Annotated in this window: 16 protein-coding genes and 5 tRNA genes; all 21 read left to right on the forward strand. The window is 45.9% G+C overall.

Translation table 11 applies throughout. From position 1 onward, the window contains the following. The first annotated feature begins 40 nt into the window (after positions 1-40). Positions 41-1,948, forward strand: coding sequence for a molecular chaperone DnaK (dnaK, locus tag F597_RS0106420; RefSeq protein ID WP_026327193.1), 1,908 nt, complete (start codon positions 41-43; stop codon positions 1,946-1,948). Positions 1,949-2,446: 498 nt separating this feature from the next. Further along, complete coding sequence (rpsU, locus tag F597_RS0106430) at positions 2,447-2,638, forward strand: 30S ribosomal protein S21 (protein ID WP_019538907.1); 192 nt, start codon at positions 2,447-2,449, stop codon at positions 2,636-2,638. A 58-nt stretch (positions 2,639-2,696) separates the two neighbouring features. Then, positions 2,697-3,587 carry a tyrosine recombinase XerC gene (locus F597_RS0106435; RefSeq protein ID WP_019538908.1) on the forward strand — a complete coding sequence of 297 codons (891 nt, stop codon included), beginning with the start codon at positions 2,697-2,699 and terminating at the stop codon, positions 3,585-3,587. Between the two features lie 12 nt (positions 3,588-3,599). Then, positions 3,600-3,896, forward strand: a complete 297-nt coding sequence (hpf, locus tag F597_RS0106440) for a ribosome hibernation-promoting factor, HPF/YfiA family (protein ID WP_019538909.1) — start codon at positions 3,600-3,602, stop codon at positions 3,894-3,896. A 107-nt stretch (positions 3,897-4,003) separates the two neighbouring features. Beyond that, positions 4,004-4,077, forward strand: a tRNA-Thr gene (locus F597_RS0106445). Positions 4,078-4,099: 22 nt separating this feature from the next. Next, positions 4,100-4,182, forward strand: a tRNA-Tyr gene (locus F597_RS0106450). 172 nt (positions 4,183-4,354) lie between these two features. Next, positions 4,355-4,427: transfer RNA gene (locus tag F597_RS0106455), tRNA-Gly, on the forward strand. 146 nt (positions 4,428-4,573) lie between these two features. Then, positions 4,574-4,645, forward strand: a tRNA-Thr gene (locus F597_RS0106460). Between the two features lie 112 nt (positions 4,646-4,757). Continuing rightward, a complete protein-coding gene (gene tuf / locus F597_RS0106465) occupies positions 4,758-5,945 on the forward strand; it encodes an elongation factor Tu (protein ID WP_019538910.1) in 1,188 nt (395 codons plus the stop codon). Between the two features lie 105 nt (positions 5,946-6,050). Continuing rightward, positions 6,051-6,123 (forward strand) — tRNA-Trp (locus tag F597_RS0106470). Positions 6,124-6,144: 21 nt separating this feature from the next. Next, positions 6,145-6,336 (forward strand): preprotein translocase subunit SecE, encoded by a 192-nt coding sequence (gene secE / locus F597_RS0106475; protein ID WP_019538911.1) that lies wholly within the window; start codon positions 6,145-6,147, stop codon positions 6,334-6,336. 23 nt (positions 6,337-6,359) lie between these two features. Beyond that, positions 6,360-6,902 carry a transcription termination/antitermination protein NusG gene (nusG, locus tag F597_RS0106480; RefSeq protein ID WP_019538912.1) on the forward strand — a complete coding sequence of 181 codons (543 nt, stop codon included), beginning with the start codon at positions 6,360-6,362 and terminating at the stop codon, positions 6,900-6,902. A 75-nt stretch (positions 6,903-6,977) separates the two neighbouring features. Further along, entirely contained in the window at positions 6,978-7,427 is a 450-nt protein-coding gene (rplK, locus tag F597_RS0106485; RefSeq protein ID WP_019538913.1) for a 50S ribosomal protein L11, read from the forward strand. Between the two features lie 15 nt (positions 7,428-7,442). Next, positions 7,443-8,144, forward strand: coding sequence for a 50S ribosomal protein L1 (gene rplA / locus F597_RS0106490; RefSeq protein ID WP_019538914.1), 702 nt, complete (start codon positions 7,443-7,445; stop codon positions 8,142-8,144). A 17-nt stretch (positions 8,145-8,161) separates the two neighbouring features. Next, positions 8,162-8,674, forward strand: coding sequence for a 50S ribosomal protein L10 (rplJ, locus tag F597_RS0106495; protein WP_019538915.1), 513 nt, complete (start codon positions 8,162-8,164; stop codon positions 8,672-8,674). Between the two features lie 177 nt (positions 8,675-8,851). After that, positions 8,852-9,229 carry a 50S ribosomal protein L7/L12 gene (gene rplL, locus F597_RS0106500; RefSeq protein WP_019538916.1) on the forward strand — a complete coding sequence of 126 codons (378 nt, stop codon included), beginning with the start codon at positions 8,852-8,854 and terminating at the stop codon, positions 9,227-9,229. A 96-nt stretch (positions 9,230-9,325) separates the two neighbouring features. Further along, a complete protein-coding gene (gene rpoB, locus F597_RS0106505) occupies positions 9,326-13,138 on the forward strand; it encodes a DNA-directed RNA polymerase subunit beta (protein ID WP_019538917.1) in 3,813 nt (1,270 codons plus the stop codon). Positions 13,139-13,397: 259 nt separating this feature from the next. After that, a complete protein-coding gene (rpoC, locus tag F597_RS0106510) occupies positions 13,398-17,678 on the forward strand; it encodes a DNA-directed RNA polymerase subunit beta' (RefSeq protein WP_019538918.1) in 4,281 nt (1,426 codons plus the stop codon). A gap of 122 nt (positions 17,679-17,800) precedes the next feature. Next, a complete protein-coding gene (locus tag F597_RS0106515; RefSeq protein ID WP_019538919.1) occupies positions 17,801-18,046 on the forward strand; it encodes a DUF6364 family protein in 246 nt (81 codons plus the stop codon). After that, positions 18,046-18,453, forward strand: a complete 408-nt coding sequence (locus F597_RS0106520; protein WP_019538920.1) for a type II toxin-antitoxin system VapC family toxin — start codon at positions 18,046-18,048, stop codon at positions 18,451-18,453. The genes F597_RS0106515 and F597_RS0106520 overlap by 1 nt, the downstream gene beginning before the upstream one ends. A gap of 115 nt (positions 18,454-18,568) precedes the next feature. Beyond that, positions 18,569-19,154: IS256 family transposase (locus F597_RS0106525; protein WP_019538921.1), on the forward strand; the 586-nt coding region annotated here is incomplete at its 3' end.

Below are 19,154 nucleotides of genomic sequence, written 5' to 3' on the forward strand. Positions count from 1 at the left end.
AAACAGGAAATAAATCATAAAAATAACAACACAATAAATTATGGGAAAAATAATAGGAATAGACTTAGGGACAACCAACTCGTGTGTTTCCGTTATGGAAGGCAACGAACCCGTTGTAATCCCCAATAATGAAGGAAAACGGACTACACCTTCGGTGGTGGCTTTTATGGAAAACGGCGAACGCAAAGTGGGTGACCCTGCCAAGCGACAAGCCATTACCAACCCCAATAATACAATCTCCTCCATTAAAACATTCATGGGGGAAACCTTCGACCAGGTGCAGAAAGAGATCGGACGTGTACCTTATAAGGTAGTAAGGGGGGATAACAACACTCCACGTGTGGATATCAACGGCCATCTTTATACGCCGCAGGAAATTTCGGCCATCATATTGCAGAAGATGAAAAAAACAGCCGAAGACTATCTCGGACAAGAGGTAAAAGAAGCGGTAATTACCGTACCGGCATACTTTAGCGACGCGCAACGTCAGGCTACCAAAGAGGCCGGCGAAATTGCAGGACTCACTGTTCGTCGTATCGTTAACGAGCCGACAGCCGCCGCATTGGCTTACGGACTCGACAAACAGAACAAAGACTCCAAAGTGGCCGTATTCGACCTCGGTGGTGGTACGTTCGATATCTCCATCCTCGAATTGGGTGACGGTGTTTTCGAAGTGAAATCTACCAATGGTGACACCCACCTGGGAGGGGACGATTTCGACCATCGCATTATCGATTGGCTTGCTGATGAATTCATGAAGGATGAAGGAGTGGATCTGCGTAAAGACCCGATGGCGCTTCAACGTCTGAAAGAAGCTGCAGAGAAAGCAAAGATTGAACTCTCAAGCGCTACCAGTACCGAGATCAACCTGCCTTACATCATGCCGGTAAATGGTATACCAAAGCACCTGGTAAAAACGCTGTCACGTGCTAAATTCGAACAACTGATCGACGATCTGTTGCAGAAATGTAAAGAACCGTGTCTGACATCAATGAGAGATGCCGGATTAACCAACTCCGATATCGACGAAGTGATCCTCGTAGGTGGTTCCACTCGTATACCCGCTGTACAGGATATGGTGGAAAAACTGTTCGGAAAGAAACCGCATAAAGGAGTAAACCCCGATGAGGTAGTTGCCATTGGTGCTGCTATCCAGGGAGCCGTGCTGACAGGAGAAGTAAAAGATGTACTTCTGCTGGACGTAACCCCGCTTTCGCTCGGGATTGAAACGCTGGGTGGCGTGATGACAAAGCTGATCGACGCTAACACCACAATCCCGACGAAGAAGAGCGAGACATTCTCGACTGCGGCTGACAACCAACCCTCCGTACAGATCAATGTATTGCAGGGTGAACGCTCCATGGCACGCGACAACAAACAGATCGGCGTATTCAACCTTGACGGTATACCGCCTGCACCGCGTGGAGTACCTCAGATCGAAGTGACCTTCGATATCGATGCCAACGGTATTCTGAGCGTTTCCGCCAAGGACAAGGCTACCGGTAAAGAGCAGAAGATCCGTATCGAAGCCTCTTCAGGACTGAGTGAAGATGAGATCAAACGGATGAAAGAGGAAGCTGCTGCCAATGCCGAAGCCGACAGGAAAGAGAAGGAACGCATCGACAAGCTGAACCATGCGGACTCACTCATCTTCCAGACTGAAAAACAGTTGACAGATCTGGGCGACAAGATACCTGCCGACAAGAAAGCACCGATTGAAGCAGCCCTCACCAAACTGAAGGAAGCCCACAAAGCACAGAACCTCGAAGGTATCGACGCAGCAACCAACGAGTTGAATACAGCCTTCCAAGCCGCATCGCAGGACATGTACAATGCCTCCAATGCACAAGCCGGCCCGCAACCCGGAGCAGACACAGGCCAGCAGTCGCAGGCTAACAGCCAGCCCAACGACGACGTCACAGACGTAGACTTCGAGGAAGTGAAGTAAAGACGATTACAATCGATAATCAAATAGTATCAAACCGCAGTAAACATTTGATTTACTGCGGTTTTTGTTTCAAAATATTTGTATATATATTAGTGATTATCTTTATAAGTCGGATGAAACAACAGCCGTGAAATGTTTATAAGAGGAATTGACTATTCGTATTATTATGAAGAAAACGAATAAAAAAATTCAACCACATATACCATTGATATTTATAATTTTATTTTTACCTTTGCAGCCCGAAACAGAGAGGAGGTTATTGTACAACCAGAAACTAGAAAAAGAAGAAATAAAAACAGTTATATTTCAGGCTGAGGGCTAAAGCAGCGATAACAGGCCTGCATATGAGTTAAGAACCGGAGCTGAAAGGATCGGTATTCGAAATACGGCAGGGAATAGAGCGCTAAGTCCATGGCATAAATAATTGGCTATACATATTATATAGCCTTCATTATCTCAATAATCTCTAACAAGGAAATAATTAAACAGACAATAAATATGATCATTGTACAATTAAAAGAGGGCGAAAATATAGAAAGAGCCCTGAAGAAATTCAAACGTAAATACGAAAAAACCGGTGTTGTAAAAGAACTGCGTAGCCGTCAGGCATTCATCAAACCTTCGGTACAAAAACGCAAACGCAAACAACACGCCGTTTACGTGCAGCAAATGCAACAAAACGAAGAATAATTTTTCGGATTTCAAAAAATTTTCTTTACTTTCGTAAGTTCATCGACGGACTAACGAAATGTGGAAAGAAAAATTCATACAATATCTCCGTGTTGAGAAGAACTATTCTTCCCACACGGAGATTTCTTATTTGGATGACCTTACTCAGTTTGAGGAATTTATTACTGAGGGGAACGACATATTCGACCCTGTGCGCATCGACAGCGACGACATTCGCGTATGGCTGAGCCACCTGATGGAACAGGGAATAAAGGCCCGTTCAGTGAACCGAAAACTTAGCGCGGTAAAGTCGTTCTTCCGATACCTGAAGAAAAAAGGAGTGATCGTGCAAAATCCCGCAGAATCGGTCACTGGTCCAAAAGTGGCTAAAAAACTCCCCTCATTTGTGAATGACCCGGAGATAACAAAAGTGATCGATGATCCGCTGGAATATTCCGACGATTTCCGGGGACATCGCGACCGGTTTCTGATCGAACTGCTTTACCTTACCGGCATGCGCAGGGCGGAACTGATAGCCCTGAAAGATACCGATATCGACTTCGGAGCCTGCACGCTCCGGGTAACGGGGAAACGCAACAAACAACGCATTATCCCTTTCTCCGACGCAACAAAAGAAAAACTCAAAGAATACATCGCTATTCGGGACACCGAAATAGAGAACAAATCCCCTTTTCTGTTTGTTAAGGAAGATGGAGAGCCCCTATACCCTAAACTTGTTTATAATGTTATACACAACCATCTCAATAGCATCCCCACCCTGGCAAAAAAAAGTCCACATGTGCTGCGCCATTCTTTTGCCACCGAGATGCTGAACAACGGGGCCGAGATCAATGCGGTAAAAGAATTGCTGGGACATTCCAGCCTGGCATCTACGGAGGTCTATACACATGTTACTTTTGAGGAATTGAAAAAAGCATATCAATACGCTCATCCCAGAGCAAAAAAATGAAGGAGGAAAAGTATGGAACTGACAATTCAATCTGTAAATTTTGACGCGACCGATCAACTGAAAGCGTTTGTAGAAAAAAAGATCAAAAAACTGGAACGATTCTCCGACGACATCATCCTGGCAGAAGTGATCCTGAAAGTAGTCAAACCGGAAACTGCAAAGAATAAAGACGCAGCCGTAAAATTGAAACTCCGACATAGTGAGGCATTTGCCAACAAAACGGCTGATACCTTCGAAGAAGCTATTGACCTGTGTGTTGTAGCAATCGAAAAACAGATTTTTAAAACCAAAGAAAAAAAGGAGAGATAACGCCAAAAATTTCAGACAAAAGTTTTGGCATCAAAAAAAATATCACTACCTTTGCGACCGTTTCTCTCTTAAAATCGGGAGAGAAGCGGTTAAATTCAAGACTATAAGCCTCTTTAGCTCAGTTGGCCAGAGCACGTGATTTGTAATCTCGGGGTCGTTGGTTCGAATCCGACAAGAGGCTCAAAAGGAAAGAAAGAAATGTTGGGCAGTTACCAGAGTGGCCAAATGGGGCTGACTGTAACTCAGCTGGCTTACGCCTTCGGTGGTTCGAATCCATCACTGCCCACTTTAAATTGACAATGGACAATTGAAAATTGACAATGAAGGGAACACCCGATGAATTGAAAATGGACAATTAAATCTTGAAAATGAGTAATAGAAAATTGACAATGGACAATGATAGAGTCCCAATTTAATTGTCAATTATCCACTGTCAATTGTCAATTGTCAATTAAATCGCGGAAGTAGCTCAGTTGATAGAGCATTAGCCTTCCAAGCTGAGGGTCGCGGGTTTGAGTCCCGTCTTCCGCTCTTAATGAAAGAGAGCACAATCTGGTTCGTGACAAAATTTATCCTGCGGTATTGTCGGGAAGTCTCGTCCTCTGGCTCCAAAGCGTGCAAGAACCTCCAAAATCGGGAGGGATCCCGGTTACTTATCGGGGAATTACGCTCTTTCCGCCTATGTAGCTCAGTGGTAGAGCACTTCCTTGGTAAGGAAGAGGTCGCGGGTTCAATTCCCGCCATCGGCTCAAAACAGATAGATCAACGAATTTCAAGAAAAGGCTATTGTCCTGTCTCTTGCGTTTTACTGTTTATAGTAATGCATATATAATTTATTTAAACTAATTAATAGTATATTTTATGGCAAAAGAACATTTTTCCCGGACGAAACCGCATGTGAACATCGGTACAATCGGCCACGTTGACCACGGTAAAACCACTTTGACGGCTGCTATCACAACCGTTTTAGCAAAAAAAGGTTTCTCTGAAGTACGTTCGTTCGATTCCATCGACAACGCTCCCGAAGAAAAGGAAAGAGGTATCACCATCAATACTTCTCACGTAGAATATGAAACTGCAAACCGTCACTATGCACACGTTGACTGCCCCGGCCACGCTGACTATGTAAAGAACATGGTTACCGGTGCCGCCCAGATGGACGGTGCTATCATCGTAGTTGCTGCAACCGACGGTCCGATGCCCCAGACACGTGAACACATTCTTTTGGCACGTCAGGTAAACGTTCCCAAGCTGGTTGTTTTCATGAACAAAGTGGACCTGGTGGACGACGAAGAAATGTTGGAACTGGTTGAAATGGAAGTAAGAGAACTTCTTTCATTCTATAATTTCGATGGTGACAACACGCCTGTTATCCAGGGATCTGCTCTTGGTGGATTGAATGGAGACCCCAAATGGGAAGAAAAGATTATAGAGTTAATGGATGCCGTTGACACATGGATACCTCTGCCTCCGCGCGATATAGATAAGCCGTTCCTTATGCCGGTTGAAGACGTATTTTCGATTACTGGTCGTGGTACTGTTGCTACTGGTCGTATCGAAACAGGTATCATCAAAACTGGTGAAGAAGTACAGATCATCGGACTCGGTGCAGAAGGTAAGAAATCAGTTGTTACCGGAGTTGAAATGTTCCGTAAGATACTCGACGAAGGACAGGCCGGTGACAACGTAGGTCTGTTGCTCCGTGGTATCGACAAAGACGAAATCAAACGCGGGATGGTGATCTCTCACCCCGGAAAAGTGAAACCTCACTCTAAATTCAAAGCCGAGGTGTATATCCTGAAGAAAGAAGAAGGCGGTCGCCACACTCCTTTCCATAACAAATACCGTCCCCAGTTCTACATCCGTACACTCGACGTAACCGGAGAGATCCAGTTGCCCGAAGGAGTAGAGATGGTAATGCCCGGTGATAACGTAACTATTGAGGTAGACCTGATCTATCCCGTAGCATGCCACGTAGGTCTCCGTTTCGCTATCCGTGAAGGTGGCCGCACAGTAGGTGCCGGTCAGATCACTGAATTGATTGACTAATATACTCCCTCCGATTCTCTTCTGAGGAAAAGAGCCGGGGAGTAAACAATAAAAACCCTGCCTGCTTTGGCCCTTCCCTTGAGGAAGGGAATAGGCGGGGTTTATACGGGTCTAGCTCAGTTGGTAGAGCACTGGTCTCCAAAACCAGGTGTCGGGAGTTCGAGTCTCTCGACCCGTGCTAAAAAACTATCCGAATTAAATGAAAAAAATAGTTGCATATCTCAGCGATTCCTATAATGAATTGGTTCATAAGGTATCCTGGCCATCCAGAGAAGAACTCTCCGGCAGCACGGTAATTGTATTGATCGCTTCCCTTATAATTGCCCTGATAGTGTTCGGTATGGATTCTCTATTTGAGTGGATATTAAAACTTCTCTACGGTATTTTATAAAATCTGAAAGAAAGAGACTAACTATGACTGATGAGAGAAAAAAATGGTACGTACTGCGTTCCGTTAGTGGAAAAGAAAATAAAGTCAAAGAGTATCTTGAATCAGAGATGAAAAAGACCGACCTGGGGAAGTACATTTCTCAGGTTCTCATCCCCACAGAAAAGACTTACTCAATACGCAACGGAAAGAAAGTGATGAAAGAACGCGCTTATCTTCCCGGCTATGTGCTTATTGAAGCTGAACTGACGGGTGAGGTAATTCACGAGTTGAAGAATATCAATTATGTTGCCGGCTTTCTGCCTAATACCACTGATCCCCAACCTTTGCGGGAGTCGGAAGTAAAACGGATCCTCGGAACGATGGACGAGTTGGAAGAGGCAGGCGATGAAATGGATATGAAATACTACGTAGGAGAAAGCGTGAAAGTGATCGGAGGTCCTTTCAGCAGTTTCTCCGGTGTGGTAGAAGAAGTGAATGAAGAGAGAAAGAAACTCAAAGTGATGGTGAAAATTTTCGGAAGAAAACAACTCCTCGAGTTGGGTTATATGCAAGTAGAGAAAGAATAATCAGCAATTTGGTTACGCAGATTCTGTAAATTCTTTAATGTGTTTCGAAAACCGTAATTTATTAAAATCAAAAAAATGGCTAAAGAAGTTGCCGGACAACTAAAATTACAAATCAAAGGAGGAGCTGCAAATCCATCTCCCCCGGTAGGACCTGCACTGGGTTCCAAAGGGATCAATATTATGGAGTTTTGCAAGCAATTCAATGCCAGAACTCAGGACAAAGCCGGTAAAGTGTTGCCAGTGGTAATCACTTATTATACCGACAAGTCTTTTGATTTTATTGTTAAAACTCCACCGGTTGCGATTCAGTTATTAGAAGTCAGCAAACAGAAAGGCGGTTCGGCAGAACCCAATCGCAAGAAAATTGCGGAAGTTACCTGGGAACAGGTACAGGCGATTGCCGAAGAAAAAATGCCCGACTTAAACTGTTTCACGCTCGAATCAGCAATGCGGATGGTAGCCGGAACGGCTCGGAGCATGGGTATCACAGTAAAAGGAGATTTCCCTGAAAATATCACTAATTAAAACTTCAATTGAGACATGGGTAAACTGACAAAAAATCAAAAGTTGGCTTTGAGCAAAATTGAAGAGGGAAAGACCTATTCACTAAAAGAAGCATCGGCGCTGGTGAAGGAAATTACCACCACCAAGTTCGACGCATCTGTAGATATCGATGTACGCCTCGGCGTAGATCCGCGAAAAGCTAACCAAATGGTGAGAGGGGTAGTCTCTCTCCCACACGGAACAGGTAAACAAGTAAGAGTTCTTGTATTGTGCTCTCCAGAAGCTGAAGCCGCTGCCAAAGAGGCCGGCGCAGACTATGTGGGACTCGATGAATATATCGAAAAGATTAAAGGAGGTTGGACCGATGTGGATGTAATCATCACACAACCGCAGATCATGGGTAAGATCGGTGCCCTCGGCCGTATTTTAGGGCCAAGAGGATTGATGCCGAACCCCAAGAGCGGAACTGTTACCCCTGACGTGGCGAAAGCCGTGAATGAGGTAAAACAAGGGAAAATCGACTTTAAGGTAGATAAAGCCGGTATTATTCACACCTCTATTGGAAAAGTATCTTTCACGCCCGAACAGATTCGAGACAACGCAAAAGAATTTATCCAAACGTTGATCAAATTAAAACCGACTGCGGCAAAAGGTACCTATATCAAGAGTATTTATCTTTCCAGTACGATGAGTCCGGGTATTAAAGTGGACACCAAATCGGCAGATGAATCTAACTAAAAAAGTGAGAAGATCGTATGAAAAAGGAAGATAAAAAACAGATAATAGAGCAGATAGCCGCTAATCTCCAGGAGTATGAAAACTTCTACCTTACCGACATCGCTACACTCAATGCAGCGAAGACGAGTAATTTAAGAAGGGAATGCTCCAAGCAGGGGATCAAGCTGGTAGTGGTGAAGAATACCTTATTGCAGAAAGCATTCGAATCGCTCGAAAGAGATTATAGCGAACTGTATCCCATTCTGAAAGGGAATACAGCCATTATGTTCTCTAACGTAGCGAATACTCCGGCCAAGCTCATCGATAAGTATAAAGCCGATAAAGTACCGGCTTTAAAAGGCGCTTACGTTCAGGAAAGTTTCTTCATCGGAGGAAATACATTACAGGACCTGGTGAATATCAAGAGCAAGACGGAGTTAATCGGAGACGTGATTACATTATTGCAATCACCTGCAAAGAACGTTATTTCCGCACTTCAATCCGGTGGCAACACGATCCACGGGGTATTAAAAACATTGTCGGAAAGATAACTATCCTGCGGGCAACTTATTTTGCCGGACCAGATAGTCGACGAATTCAATTCCATTAGACTATTTCTCCGCTCAGCATAATCAAAGCAAGCTTTGTTTCTGCATTTGCTCAACGAAATAGTTCAAATTTAATTTTACAACAAACAGAATTAGTAATCAATTTAAACAAATACAAAAATGGCAGACTTAAAAAAATTTGCTGAAGACCTGGTTAACCTGACAGTAAAAGAGGTTAATGAACTGGCTGAAATTTTAAAAACCGAATACGGTATTGAACCGGCAGCCGCAGCTGTTGCCGTTGCTGCAGGCCCTGCCGCAGCCGGAGAAGCTGTAGCTGAAGAAAAAACTGAATTCGATGTAATCCTTAAGAGCGCAGGCTCAGCAAAACTTGCTGTAGTTAAGGCTGTAAAGGAACTCACCGGACTTGGCTTGAAAGAAGCCAAAGATTTGGTAGACGGAGCTCCCAGCGAATTGAAAAAAGGTGTATCAAAAGACGAAGCAGACGCTTTGAAAAAACAACTTGAAGAGGCTGGAGCAGAAGTTGAACTTAAATAACATTTACCTAATTTAGGTTAATATGGTTAGGAATCTTCTACCTGAAGATTCTTAACCTTTTGTGTCAATATATAGTAGGTTCAAAAACTCACATCCATGTCTTCAAATAACGCCAATCAAAGAATCAATTTCGCGTCGATAAAAAATCCGCTTGATTTTCCCGATTTTCTGGAGGTACAGTTAAAATCGTTTCAGGATTTCCTTCAACTCGACGCCCCTCCCGAAAGTAGAAAGAATGAAGGATTGTATAAGGTTTTCACGGAGAATTTCCCCATTGCAGATACCCGAAACAACTTCGTTCTTGAATTTTTAGATTACTATGTTGATCCTCCGCGCTATACCATCGACGAGTGTATAGACAGGGGGCTCACCTACAGTGTCCCGCTGAAGGCAAAGTTGTATCTATATTGTACCGATCCCGACCACGAAGATTTTACTCCTGTCATTCAGGATGTATATCTCGGTACTATTCCCTATATGACCGAAAAGGGCACGTTCGTCATCAACGGCGCCGAGCGGGTAATTGTTTCGCAATTGCACCGCTCTCCCGGCGTATTCTTCGGGCAGAGCCTCCACGCGAATGGCACAGTGCTTTATTCAGCCCGTATTATTCCGTTCAAGGGTTCATGGATTGAATTCGCCACGGATATCAACAACGTGATGTATGCTTATATCGACCGGAAAAAGAAATTACCGGTTACCACGCTGCTACGTGCCATAGGCTTCGAAAGCGACAAGGATATCCTTGAAATCTTTGACCTGGCAGAAGAGGTGAAAGTGAACAAGGCAAGCCTCAAAAAAGTGCTGGGACGCAAGTTAGCTGCCCGTGTACTGAAATCATGGATGGAAGATTTTGTCGATGAAGATACCGGTGAGGTAACCTCCATCGAAAGGAACGAGGTGATCATTGAACGTGAGACCGTGCTGGAACAGGAGCATATCGACGATATCATCGAATCGGGTGTCGCATCTATCCTGTTGCACAAGGAAACGGCCAATACCTCCGACTATTCTATCATTTACAATACATTACAGAAAGACCCGAGTAATACGGAAATCGATGCCATCCGTCACATCTACCGTCAGCTGCGAAGCGCGGAACCGGCCGATGACGCCAGTGCACGTGAGGTAATCAACAATCTCTTTTTCTCGGAGAAAAGATATGACCTGGGCGACGTAGGCCGCTACAGGATCAACAAGAAACTGAATCTCGAAATCGATGTCGATACACGTGTACTCACGAAAGAAGACATGATTGAGATCATCAAATACCTTATCGAGCTTGTCAACTCCAAAGCCGTGGTGGACGATATCGACCACCTCAGCAACCGGCGTGTGCGCACGGTAGGGGAACAATTGTATACTCAGTTCGGAGTAGGTCTGAACCGTATGGCACGTATTATTCGTGAAAGAATGAATGTGCGCGACAATGAGGTTTTCACCCCGATCGACCTGATCAACGCAAAAACCATTTCGTCGGTCATCAATACGTTCTTCGGTACCAATGCACTCTCGCAGTTCATGGACCAGACCAACCCGCTGGCAGAGATCACCCACAAACGGCGTCTCTCGGCGCTCGGACCGGGCGGGCTTTCGCGTGAGCGTGCCGGATTTGAGGTACGTGACGTGCACTTTACCCACTATGGTCGTCTTTGTCCTATAGAAACTCCCGAGGGACCAAACATCGGTCTTATCTCCTCGCTTTGTGTCTATGCAAAGATCAACGATCTTGGATTTATCGAGACGCCATACCGTAAGGTGGAAAATGGAATGGTGAACATCAATAACAACGAGGTCATTTATCTTGCAGCTGAGGAAGAAGAGGATAAACTGATCGCACAGGGAAATGCGCCGCTTGATGACAAGGGAAAATTTATCAACCCGCGTGTGAAAGCCAGACAGGATGCCGACTATCCCGTAATCGCCCCGGAGGAGGTGGAACTGATGGATGTGTCTCCTATGCAGATTGCTTCTATCGCCGCTTCGTTAATTCCGTTCCTTGAACACGACGATGCCAACCGTGCATTGATGGGATCGAACATGATGCGCCAGGCCGTTCCGTTGATGAGAACCGAATCGCCTATCGTAGGTACAGGTATTGAGGGTCAGGTCATCAAAGACTCCCGTACCCAGATCATGGCCGAAGGAAGTGGTGAAATCCTGTATGTAGATGCCACTACCATCAAAATAAAATACGACCGGACAGAAGAAGAGGAATTCACCAGCTTCGAGGATGCCGTAAAGACTTACAACATTCCCAAATTCCGGAAGACCAATCAGAATACCACCGTCGACCTTCGTCCTATATGTAAAGTGGGACAAAAGGTGAGAGCAGGCGAAATCCTTACCGAAGGATACGCCACGCAAAACGGAGAACTGGCACTGGGCCGCAACCTGAAAGTGGCATTCATGCCGTGGAAAGGTTACAACTTCGAGGATGCCATTGTATTGAACGAACGGCTGGTAAGTGAAGATATCTTCACCTCTATCCATGTGGAAGAATTCTCGCTTGAGGTACGTGAAACCAAGCGTGGGATGGAAGAACTTACTTCCGACATTCCCAATGTGAGTGAAGAAGCGACCAAAGACCTTGATGAAAGGGGAATTGTCCGCGTGGGGGCGCGCATCAAACCGGGAGATATCCTCATCGGTAAAATCACCCCTAAAGGGGAGTCTGATCCATCACCCGAAGAAAAACTGCTCCGCGCCATCTTTGGAGACAAAGCTGGCGATGTGAAAGATGCCTCACTGAAAGCATCTCCTTCACTCAAAGGTGTGGTTATTCATACCAACCTCTTCTCGAAAGCATCCAAGAAAGGAAAGACCAAACTTTCCAGCAAAGCGCTTCTTCCCAAACTCGACGAAGAGTATGAAGAGAAAATGGAAGAGTTGAAGAAAGTGCTTATCAATAAGTTACTCGCACTCACCGAAGGCAGGACCTCTGTGGGAGTGAAAGACTATACCAATATGGATATTGTTCCCAAAGGGGCAAAATTCACACACAAGGTACTCGCTGAGATCGATTACCAATCGATCCAATTGAACAAATGGACGGCTGATGCCCAAAAGAACGAGCAGATCCGCACTACGGTAATCAACTACCTGCACCGCTACAAGGAACTGGATGCAGAATTGAAACGGAAACGTTTTGACTTTACCATCGGTGATGAACTTCCTTCGGGAATCATGCAGATCGCCAAAGTATATGTGGCGAAAAAGCGGAAGATACAGGTAGGAGACAAAATGGCAGGACGTCACGGTAACAAGGGTATAGTATCCAGGATCGTACGTCAGGAAGACATGCCTTTCCTTGCCGACGGAACACCGGTAGATATCGTGCTGAACCCGTTGGGTGTGCCTTCACGTATGAATCTCGGACAGATATTCGAGACCGTACTTGGATGGGCCGGACAGGAACTGGGAGTGAAATTTGCGACTCCTATCTTCGACGGAGCGTCGCTCGAGGACCTGAACATCTGGACAGATAAGGCCAAGGTACCGGCATACGGTAAGAGCTATCTCTACGACGGTGGTACCGGTGAGCGTTTCGACCAACCCGCAACCGTGGGTATCATCTACATGCTCAAACTCGGCCACATGGTGGAAGACAAGATGCATGCCCGTTCTATTGGTCCCTATTCGCTTATCACGCAACAGCCGTTGGGCGGTAAAGCACAGTTCGGGGGTCAGCGTTTCGGGGAGATGGAGGTTTGGGCGCTCGAAGCATTCGGTGCGGCACATATCCTTCAGGAAATACTCACTGTCAAATCAGACGATGTGGTAGGCCGCTCCAAAGCGTATGAAGCCATCGTGAAAGGTGAGCCGATGCCACAGACCGGAATCCCCGAATCGTTGAACGTATTGCTTCACGAGTTGCGAGGACTGGGTCTTAACGTCAGTCTCGACTAATCTCAACAACTCAACTTTCGCATGTAAATTTAGAGTATATGAGACTAAATCGGAGACATCCAGATGTTTAGTGGGAACCCATAGCTCGAAATGAGCGTTAAAAAGAGTAGCTGTCTGAGCGAAGCGAGTTCTACTCTTTTAGAGAACGAGAGCTATTATGGGTCACAAAACATCGTCAGTCGGAGGATTTAGTTTCAATCATACAACTTGCGAAACTTGAATCAAAATTTACAAAATAACTCTTTATACTGATTAGTATATGGCATTTAGAAAAGAGAATAAAATAAAGAGTAACTTCTCAAAAATTACTATTGGGCTGGCGTCGCCTGAACAGGTTCTGGAGAACTCTTTCGGCGAAGTGTTAAAACCCGAGACCATCAACTACCGCACTTACAAACCCGAACGCGACGGTCTGTTCTGTGAGCGGATTTTCGGGCCTGTAAAAGACTATGAATGTCACTGCGGAAAGTACAAACGTATCCGCTATAAAGGCATTGTCTGCGACCGGTGCGGGGTGGAAGTGACTGAGAAGAAAGTGCGCCGCGAACGTACGGGGCATATCCATCTGGTGGTTCCGGTGGCTCACATATGGTATTTCAGGTCATTACCCAATAAAATAGGGTATCTCCTGGGAATCCCGACCAAGAAACTGGACTCCATTATCTATTATGAAAGATATGTGGTGATTCAACCCGGTGCACTGGGAGACCAGGTAGCAGAGAGGGATCTCCTTACCGAAGATGAATACCTCCAGTTGCTGGATACGCTGCCCAAAGAAAACCAATTGCTTGAGGATAGCGATCCCAACAAATTCATCGCAAAGATGGGGGCAGAAGCCATCCTCGAGTTGTTGGAGAGGATCAACCTCGATAAGCTGGCTCACCAACTCCGTCACCGTGCAAGCACCGATACCTCACAACAGCGCAAGAATGAAGCGTTGAAACAATTGCAGGTGGTAGAAGCTTTCCGCGGATCGAAAAATATCAACAAACCGGAATGGATGATCATGAAAGTGATCCCCGTTATTCCACCCGATCTGCGTCCGTTAGTGCCGCTGGACGGGGGGCGTTTCGCCACTTCCGACCTCAACGACCTCTATCGTCGTGTGATTATCCGTAACAACCGTCTGAAACGTCTTATCGATATCAAAGCGCCGGATGTGATCCTGCGTAACGAAAAACGCATGTTGCAGGAAGCGGTCGACTCGCTGTTCGACAACTCACGCAAATCGAGTGCCATCAAGACCGAATCGAACCGTCCGTTGAAATCACTCTCTGACAGTTTGAAAGGGAAACAAGGGCGTTTCCGTCAGAATCTGTTAGGTAAACGTGTGGACTATTCTGCCCGTTCGGTAATCGTCGTAGGTCCAGAATTGAAAATGCATGAATGCGGTTTGCCCAAAGATATGGCGGCCGAACTCTATAAACCGTTTATCATCCGTAAACTCATCGAAAGAGGTATCGTCAAGACGGTTAAATCTGCCAAGAAGATTGTGGACAGAAAAGAACCGGTAGTATATGACATCCTCGAATATGTGATGAAAGGACATCCGGTACTGCTGAACCGTGCCCCTACCCTTCACCGTCTGGGTATCCAGGCGTTCCAGCCCAAGCTGATCGAGGGTAAAGCCATCCAGCTACACCCACTCGCATGTACGGCATTCAATGCCGACTTCGACGGTGACCAGATGGCAGTCCACCTGCCACTCGGCAACGAGGCTATCCTCGAAGCACAATTGCTGATGCTGGCATCACACAACATCCTGAACCCCGCCAATGGAGCACCTATCACCGTTCCTTCGCAGGACATGGTATTGGGTTTGTATTACATCACCAAGATCCGTCCCGGCGCAAAAGGGGAAGGCATGACCTTCTACGGAGAAGAGGAAGCTATCATTGCTTACAACGAAGGTAAAGTAGATGTACACGCTTTGGTGAAAGTGATCGTGGATGACATCGATGAAGAAGGCAACCCGATCCGTAAGATGCACGAAACCAGTGTGGGACGTGTAATCACCAATGAAGCCATCCCTAAAGAAGTAGGATACATCAACGAACTGCTTTCCAAGAAATCGCTCCGCGATATCATCGGGAAGGTAATCAAGACTTGTGGTGTAGCCCGTACAGCCCAGTATCTCGACGATATCAAGGACCTCGGGTATTACATGGCATTCAAGGGGGGACTCTCGTTCAACCTTGAAGATGTGATCATCCCGGCAGAGAAAGAGAAGCTCATTGCAGAAGGATATGCCGAAGTGGAGCAGATCATGGAGAACTACAATATGGGATTCATTACCTATAACGAACGTTACAACCAGATCATCGACACCTGGACGCATATCAACTCCAAACTTTCGAATATCCTGATGAAACAGCTTGCTGAAGACGATCAGGGATTCAACTCAGTATATATGATGCTCGACTCGGGGGCCCGTGGTTCACGCGAACAGATCCGCCAGCTGTCGGGTATGCGTGGATTGATGGCGAAACCGCAAAAGAGCGGTGCCGAAGGAGCACAGATCATCGAAAACCCCATCCTTGCAAACTTTAAAGAGGGATTGTCGGTATTGGAGTACTTTATCTCTACTCACGGTGCCCGTAAGGGTCTTGCCGATACGGCACTCAAGACTGCTGATGCCGGGTATCTCACCCGTCGTCTGGTAGACGTGTCGCAGGATGTGATCATCAATGAAGAAGACTGCGGCACACTGCGTGGCCTGGTAGCTACAGCCATCAAGAATAACGACGAAGTGATCGCCTCACTCTACGAGCGTATATTGGGACGCGTATCGGTACACGATGTGCAACACCCCAACACAGGAGAGATCATTGTGAACGCGGGAGAAGAGATCACCGAAGATATAGCGAAGAAAATCGAAGAATCACCTATCGAGCGTGTCGAAATCCGTTCGGTGCTCACCTGCGAATCATCGCATGGTGTCTGTGCGAAATGCTACGGAAGAAACCTTGCTACCGGCAGAATGGTACAAAGAGGTGAAGCGGTAGGAGTTATCGCTGCCCAGTCCATCGGGGAACCGGGTACACAGCTTACACTGCGTACGTTCCACGTAGGGGGTATTGCTTCCAACATCGCTACCGAAAACAGCATCGTCACCAAATACGACGGTACGCTCGAATTCGACGAACTTCGTTACGTGGAGACCACTGATTCCGAAGGCAAACCCTACAAAGTGGTGGTAAGCCGGTTAGTGGAAATGCGTATCGTAGATCCCAACACCAAAATTGTGCTGCTCGCTCATAACGTACCTTATGGTTCGAAGCTCTATTTCAACCAGGGTGACAAAGTAACGAAAGGCGACCTGATCTGCGAATGGGACCCGTTCAATGCGGTCATCGTTTCGGAAGCGTCCGGAAAGATCCGGTTCGAAAGCTTCACCGAGAATATCACCTACAAAGTTGAGTCCGACGAACAAACCGGCCTGAAGGAAAAGGTAATCATTGAATCGCGTGATAAAACCAAAGCGCCATCGGCACATATCGTGGATGAAAACGACGATATCCTGCGTACTTACACCCTTCCGCTCGGGTCGCACATCGTGAAGAACGAGAACGACGAGATCAAAGCAGGGGATGTGTTAGTGAAGATACCGCGTGCCGTTGGTAAAGCCGGTGATATCACAGGAGGTCTGCCGCGTGTGACCGAGCTGTTCGAAGCCCGTAATCCGTCAAATCCGGCGGTAGTTGCCGAAATCGACGGCGAAATATCGTTCGGCAAGATCAAACGGGGTAACCAGGAGATTTCCGTCACCTCCAAAACAGGTGAGATAAAGAAATACATGGTGCCGCTCTCCAAGCAGATACTGGTACAGGAAAACGACTATGTACGTGCAGGGATGCCGCTCTCCGACGGAGCTATCACCCCATCCGATATTCTGGCCATCAAGGGACCGACTGCCGTGCAGGAATATATCGTAAATGAGGTACAGGACGTATACCGTCTGCAAGGTGTGAAGATCAACGACAAACACTTTGAAGTGATTGTACGCCAGATGATGCGTAAGGTAGAAGTAGTGGATCCGGGAGATACCCGCTTCCTCGAACAGCAACTCGTTGACAAGAACGAGATGATGGAAGAGAATGACCGCATCTGGGGCAAGAAAGTGATTGTCAGCGCCGGTGACTCGCAACTGTTCGAACCGGGACAGATCGTAACAGCACGTAAGTTGCGTGACGAAAACAGCTCGCTGAAACGTCGCGACCTGAAACCGGTAGAAGCACGCGATGCCGTTCCCGCTACCGCCAACCAGGTGTTGCAGGGAATTACCCGCGCGGCACTCCAGACGACCAGCTTCATGTCGGCCGCTTCGTTCCAGGAAACCACCAAAGTATTGAACGACGCCGCCATCAACGGCAAGACCGATACACTCGATGGTTTGAAGGAAAACGTGATCTGCGGCCATCTTATTCCTGCCGGAACCGGCCAGAGGGAATTCGACAAACTAGTAGTCGGCTCACGCGAAGACTTCGAGAAACTGAGTGCCAACAAACGTGTAAATCTGTTCCAGGAGGCTACTGAATAAACACCTCTTCGGAAACAATCAAATGAAAACCCGTATCGGAATTCCGGTACGGGTTTTTATTTGAATCATTTGTTTATTACGTAATAAATAATTATATTTGCACGTAATAAATAGTGTAAAATATGACTACTAAACTAACATTAAACATTGATAAGGATATCATTGAATATGCGAAATCATACGCCAAAGAAAATAATGTGAGTTTATCCAAACTCATAGAAAACTATTTGAATTCTCTGACACAGAAAGATAATAAACAATCTAAAAAGGTTAGCCCACTGGTTGAAAGCCTGACTGGTGTGATTCCTTCAGAGGAACTCAACGAGCGTAAAAGTTATAGGGATTATCTGGCAGAAAAATACACCTAATGGAGAATCTTCTAATTGACACTAATATCGTAGTCGACTTGCTAAGCAAGCGTGAGAATTTCTATCAGGAAGCACAGGAGCTATTTACTCTGGCTGATGAAAATGATGTGAAGTTATTTATATCTGCACTGACTTTTGCGAACACACATTATTTGCTTTCGAGGCATTTAAATGAAAATGGAGCCCGGAAAGTGATGATAAAGTTCAAACTCCTCGTAAAAGTATTACCACTTGAGGATAAAATTTTAGAACTTGCATTAGCATCCGATTTTCGAGATTTTGAAGATGCCATTCAATACCATACAGCCTTAGAGAATAAGCTGAATATTATTATCACTCGGAATAAAAAAGATTTCAAAACATCCCGAATTCCAGTATTGACTGCGAAAGAGTTTTTGAACAGGTAATATACATCAATTGTCGATATAGGGCTATCAGATCAAATCCTTTATCGAGACTGTAAAGTAAACTGTGTCAAAGAATAAATCATTTTTTTATTACTTTTACACAACAGTTTACATTATGGAAGATTTTGATTACAAGTCGTTTCAAGCCAAGGCGCTGGAGCAGTTAAAAGCCGGCAAGCCTCTTTTAGGAAAAGACGGTGCATTTGCGCCATTACTGGAGAACCTTCTGAATGCTGCATTGGAGGGTGAGATGGATGTCCACATGGATGAAGAGGAGCGTTTATCGGGTAATCGGCGTAATGGCTATAACCGTAAGCAGGTTCAAACTTCCCTGGGTGAGGTTACAGTTCACACACCTCGTGACAGGGATTCCCGGTTTGAACCGGAGTTTATCAAAAAGCGGGAACGTATCTTAGCCGAAGGTGTGGCAGACCGTATTATTGGTTTGTATGCATTAGGCAACAGTACCCGGGAGATTAGTGACTGGATGGAGGAGAACCTGGGTAATCGGGTTTCAGCCGATACCATCAGCGCTATTACCGACAGGGTGCTGCCTGAACTTCAATCCTGGCGTACCCGTCCCCTTGATTCAGTTTATCCCATTGTATGGATGGATGCCATCCACTACAAGGTGATGGATGATAAAAACAGACCGGTTACCCGCGCCATTTACAATGTGCTCGGAGTCGACCGAAACGGGC

The organism is Proteiniphilum acetatigenes DSM 18083 (genome assembly GCF_000380985.1).
In the GTDB taxonomy this organism is placed as follows: Bacteria; Bacteroidota; Bacteroidia; order Bacteroidales; family Dysgonomonadaceae; genus Proteiniphilum; species Proteiniphilum acetatigenes.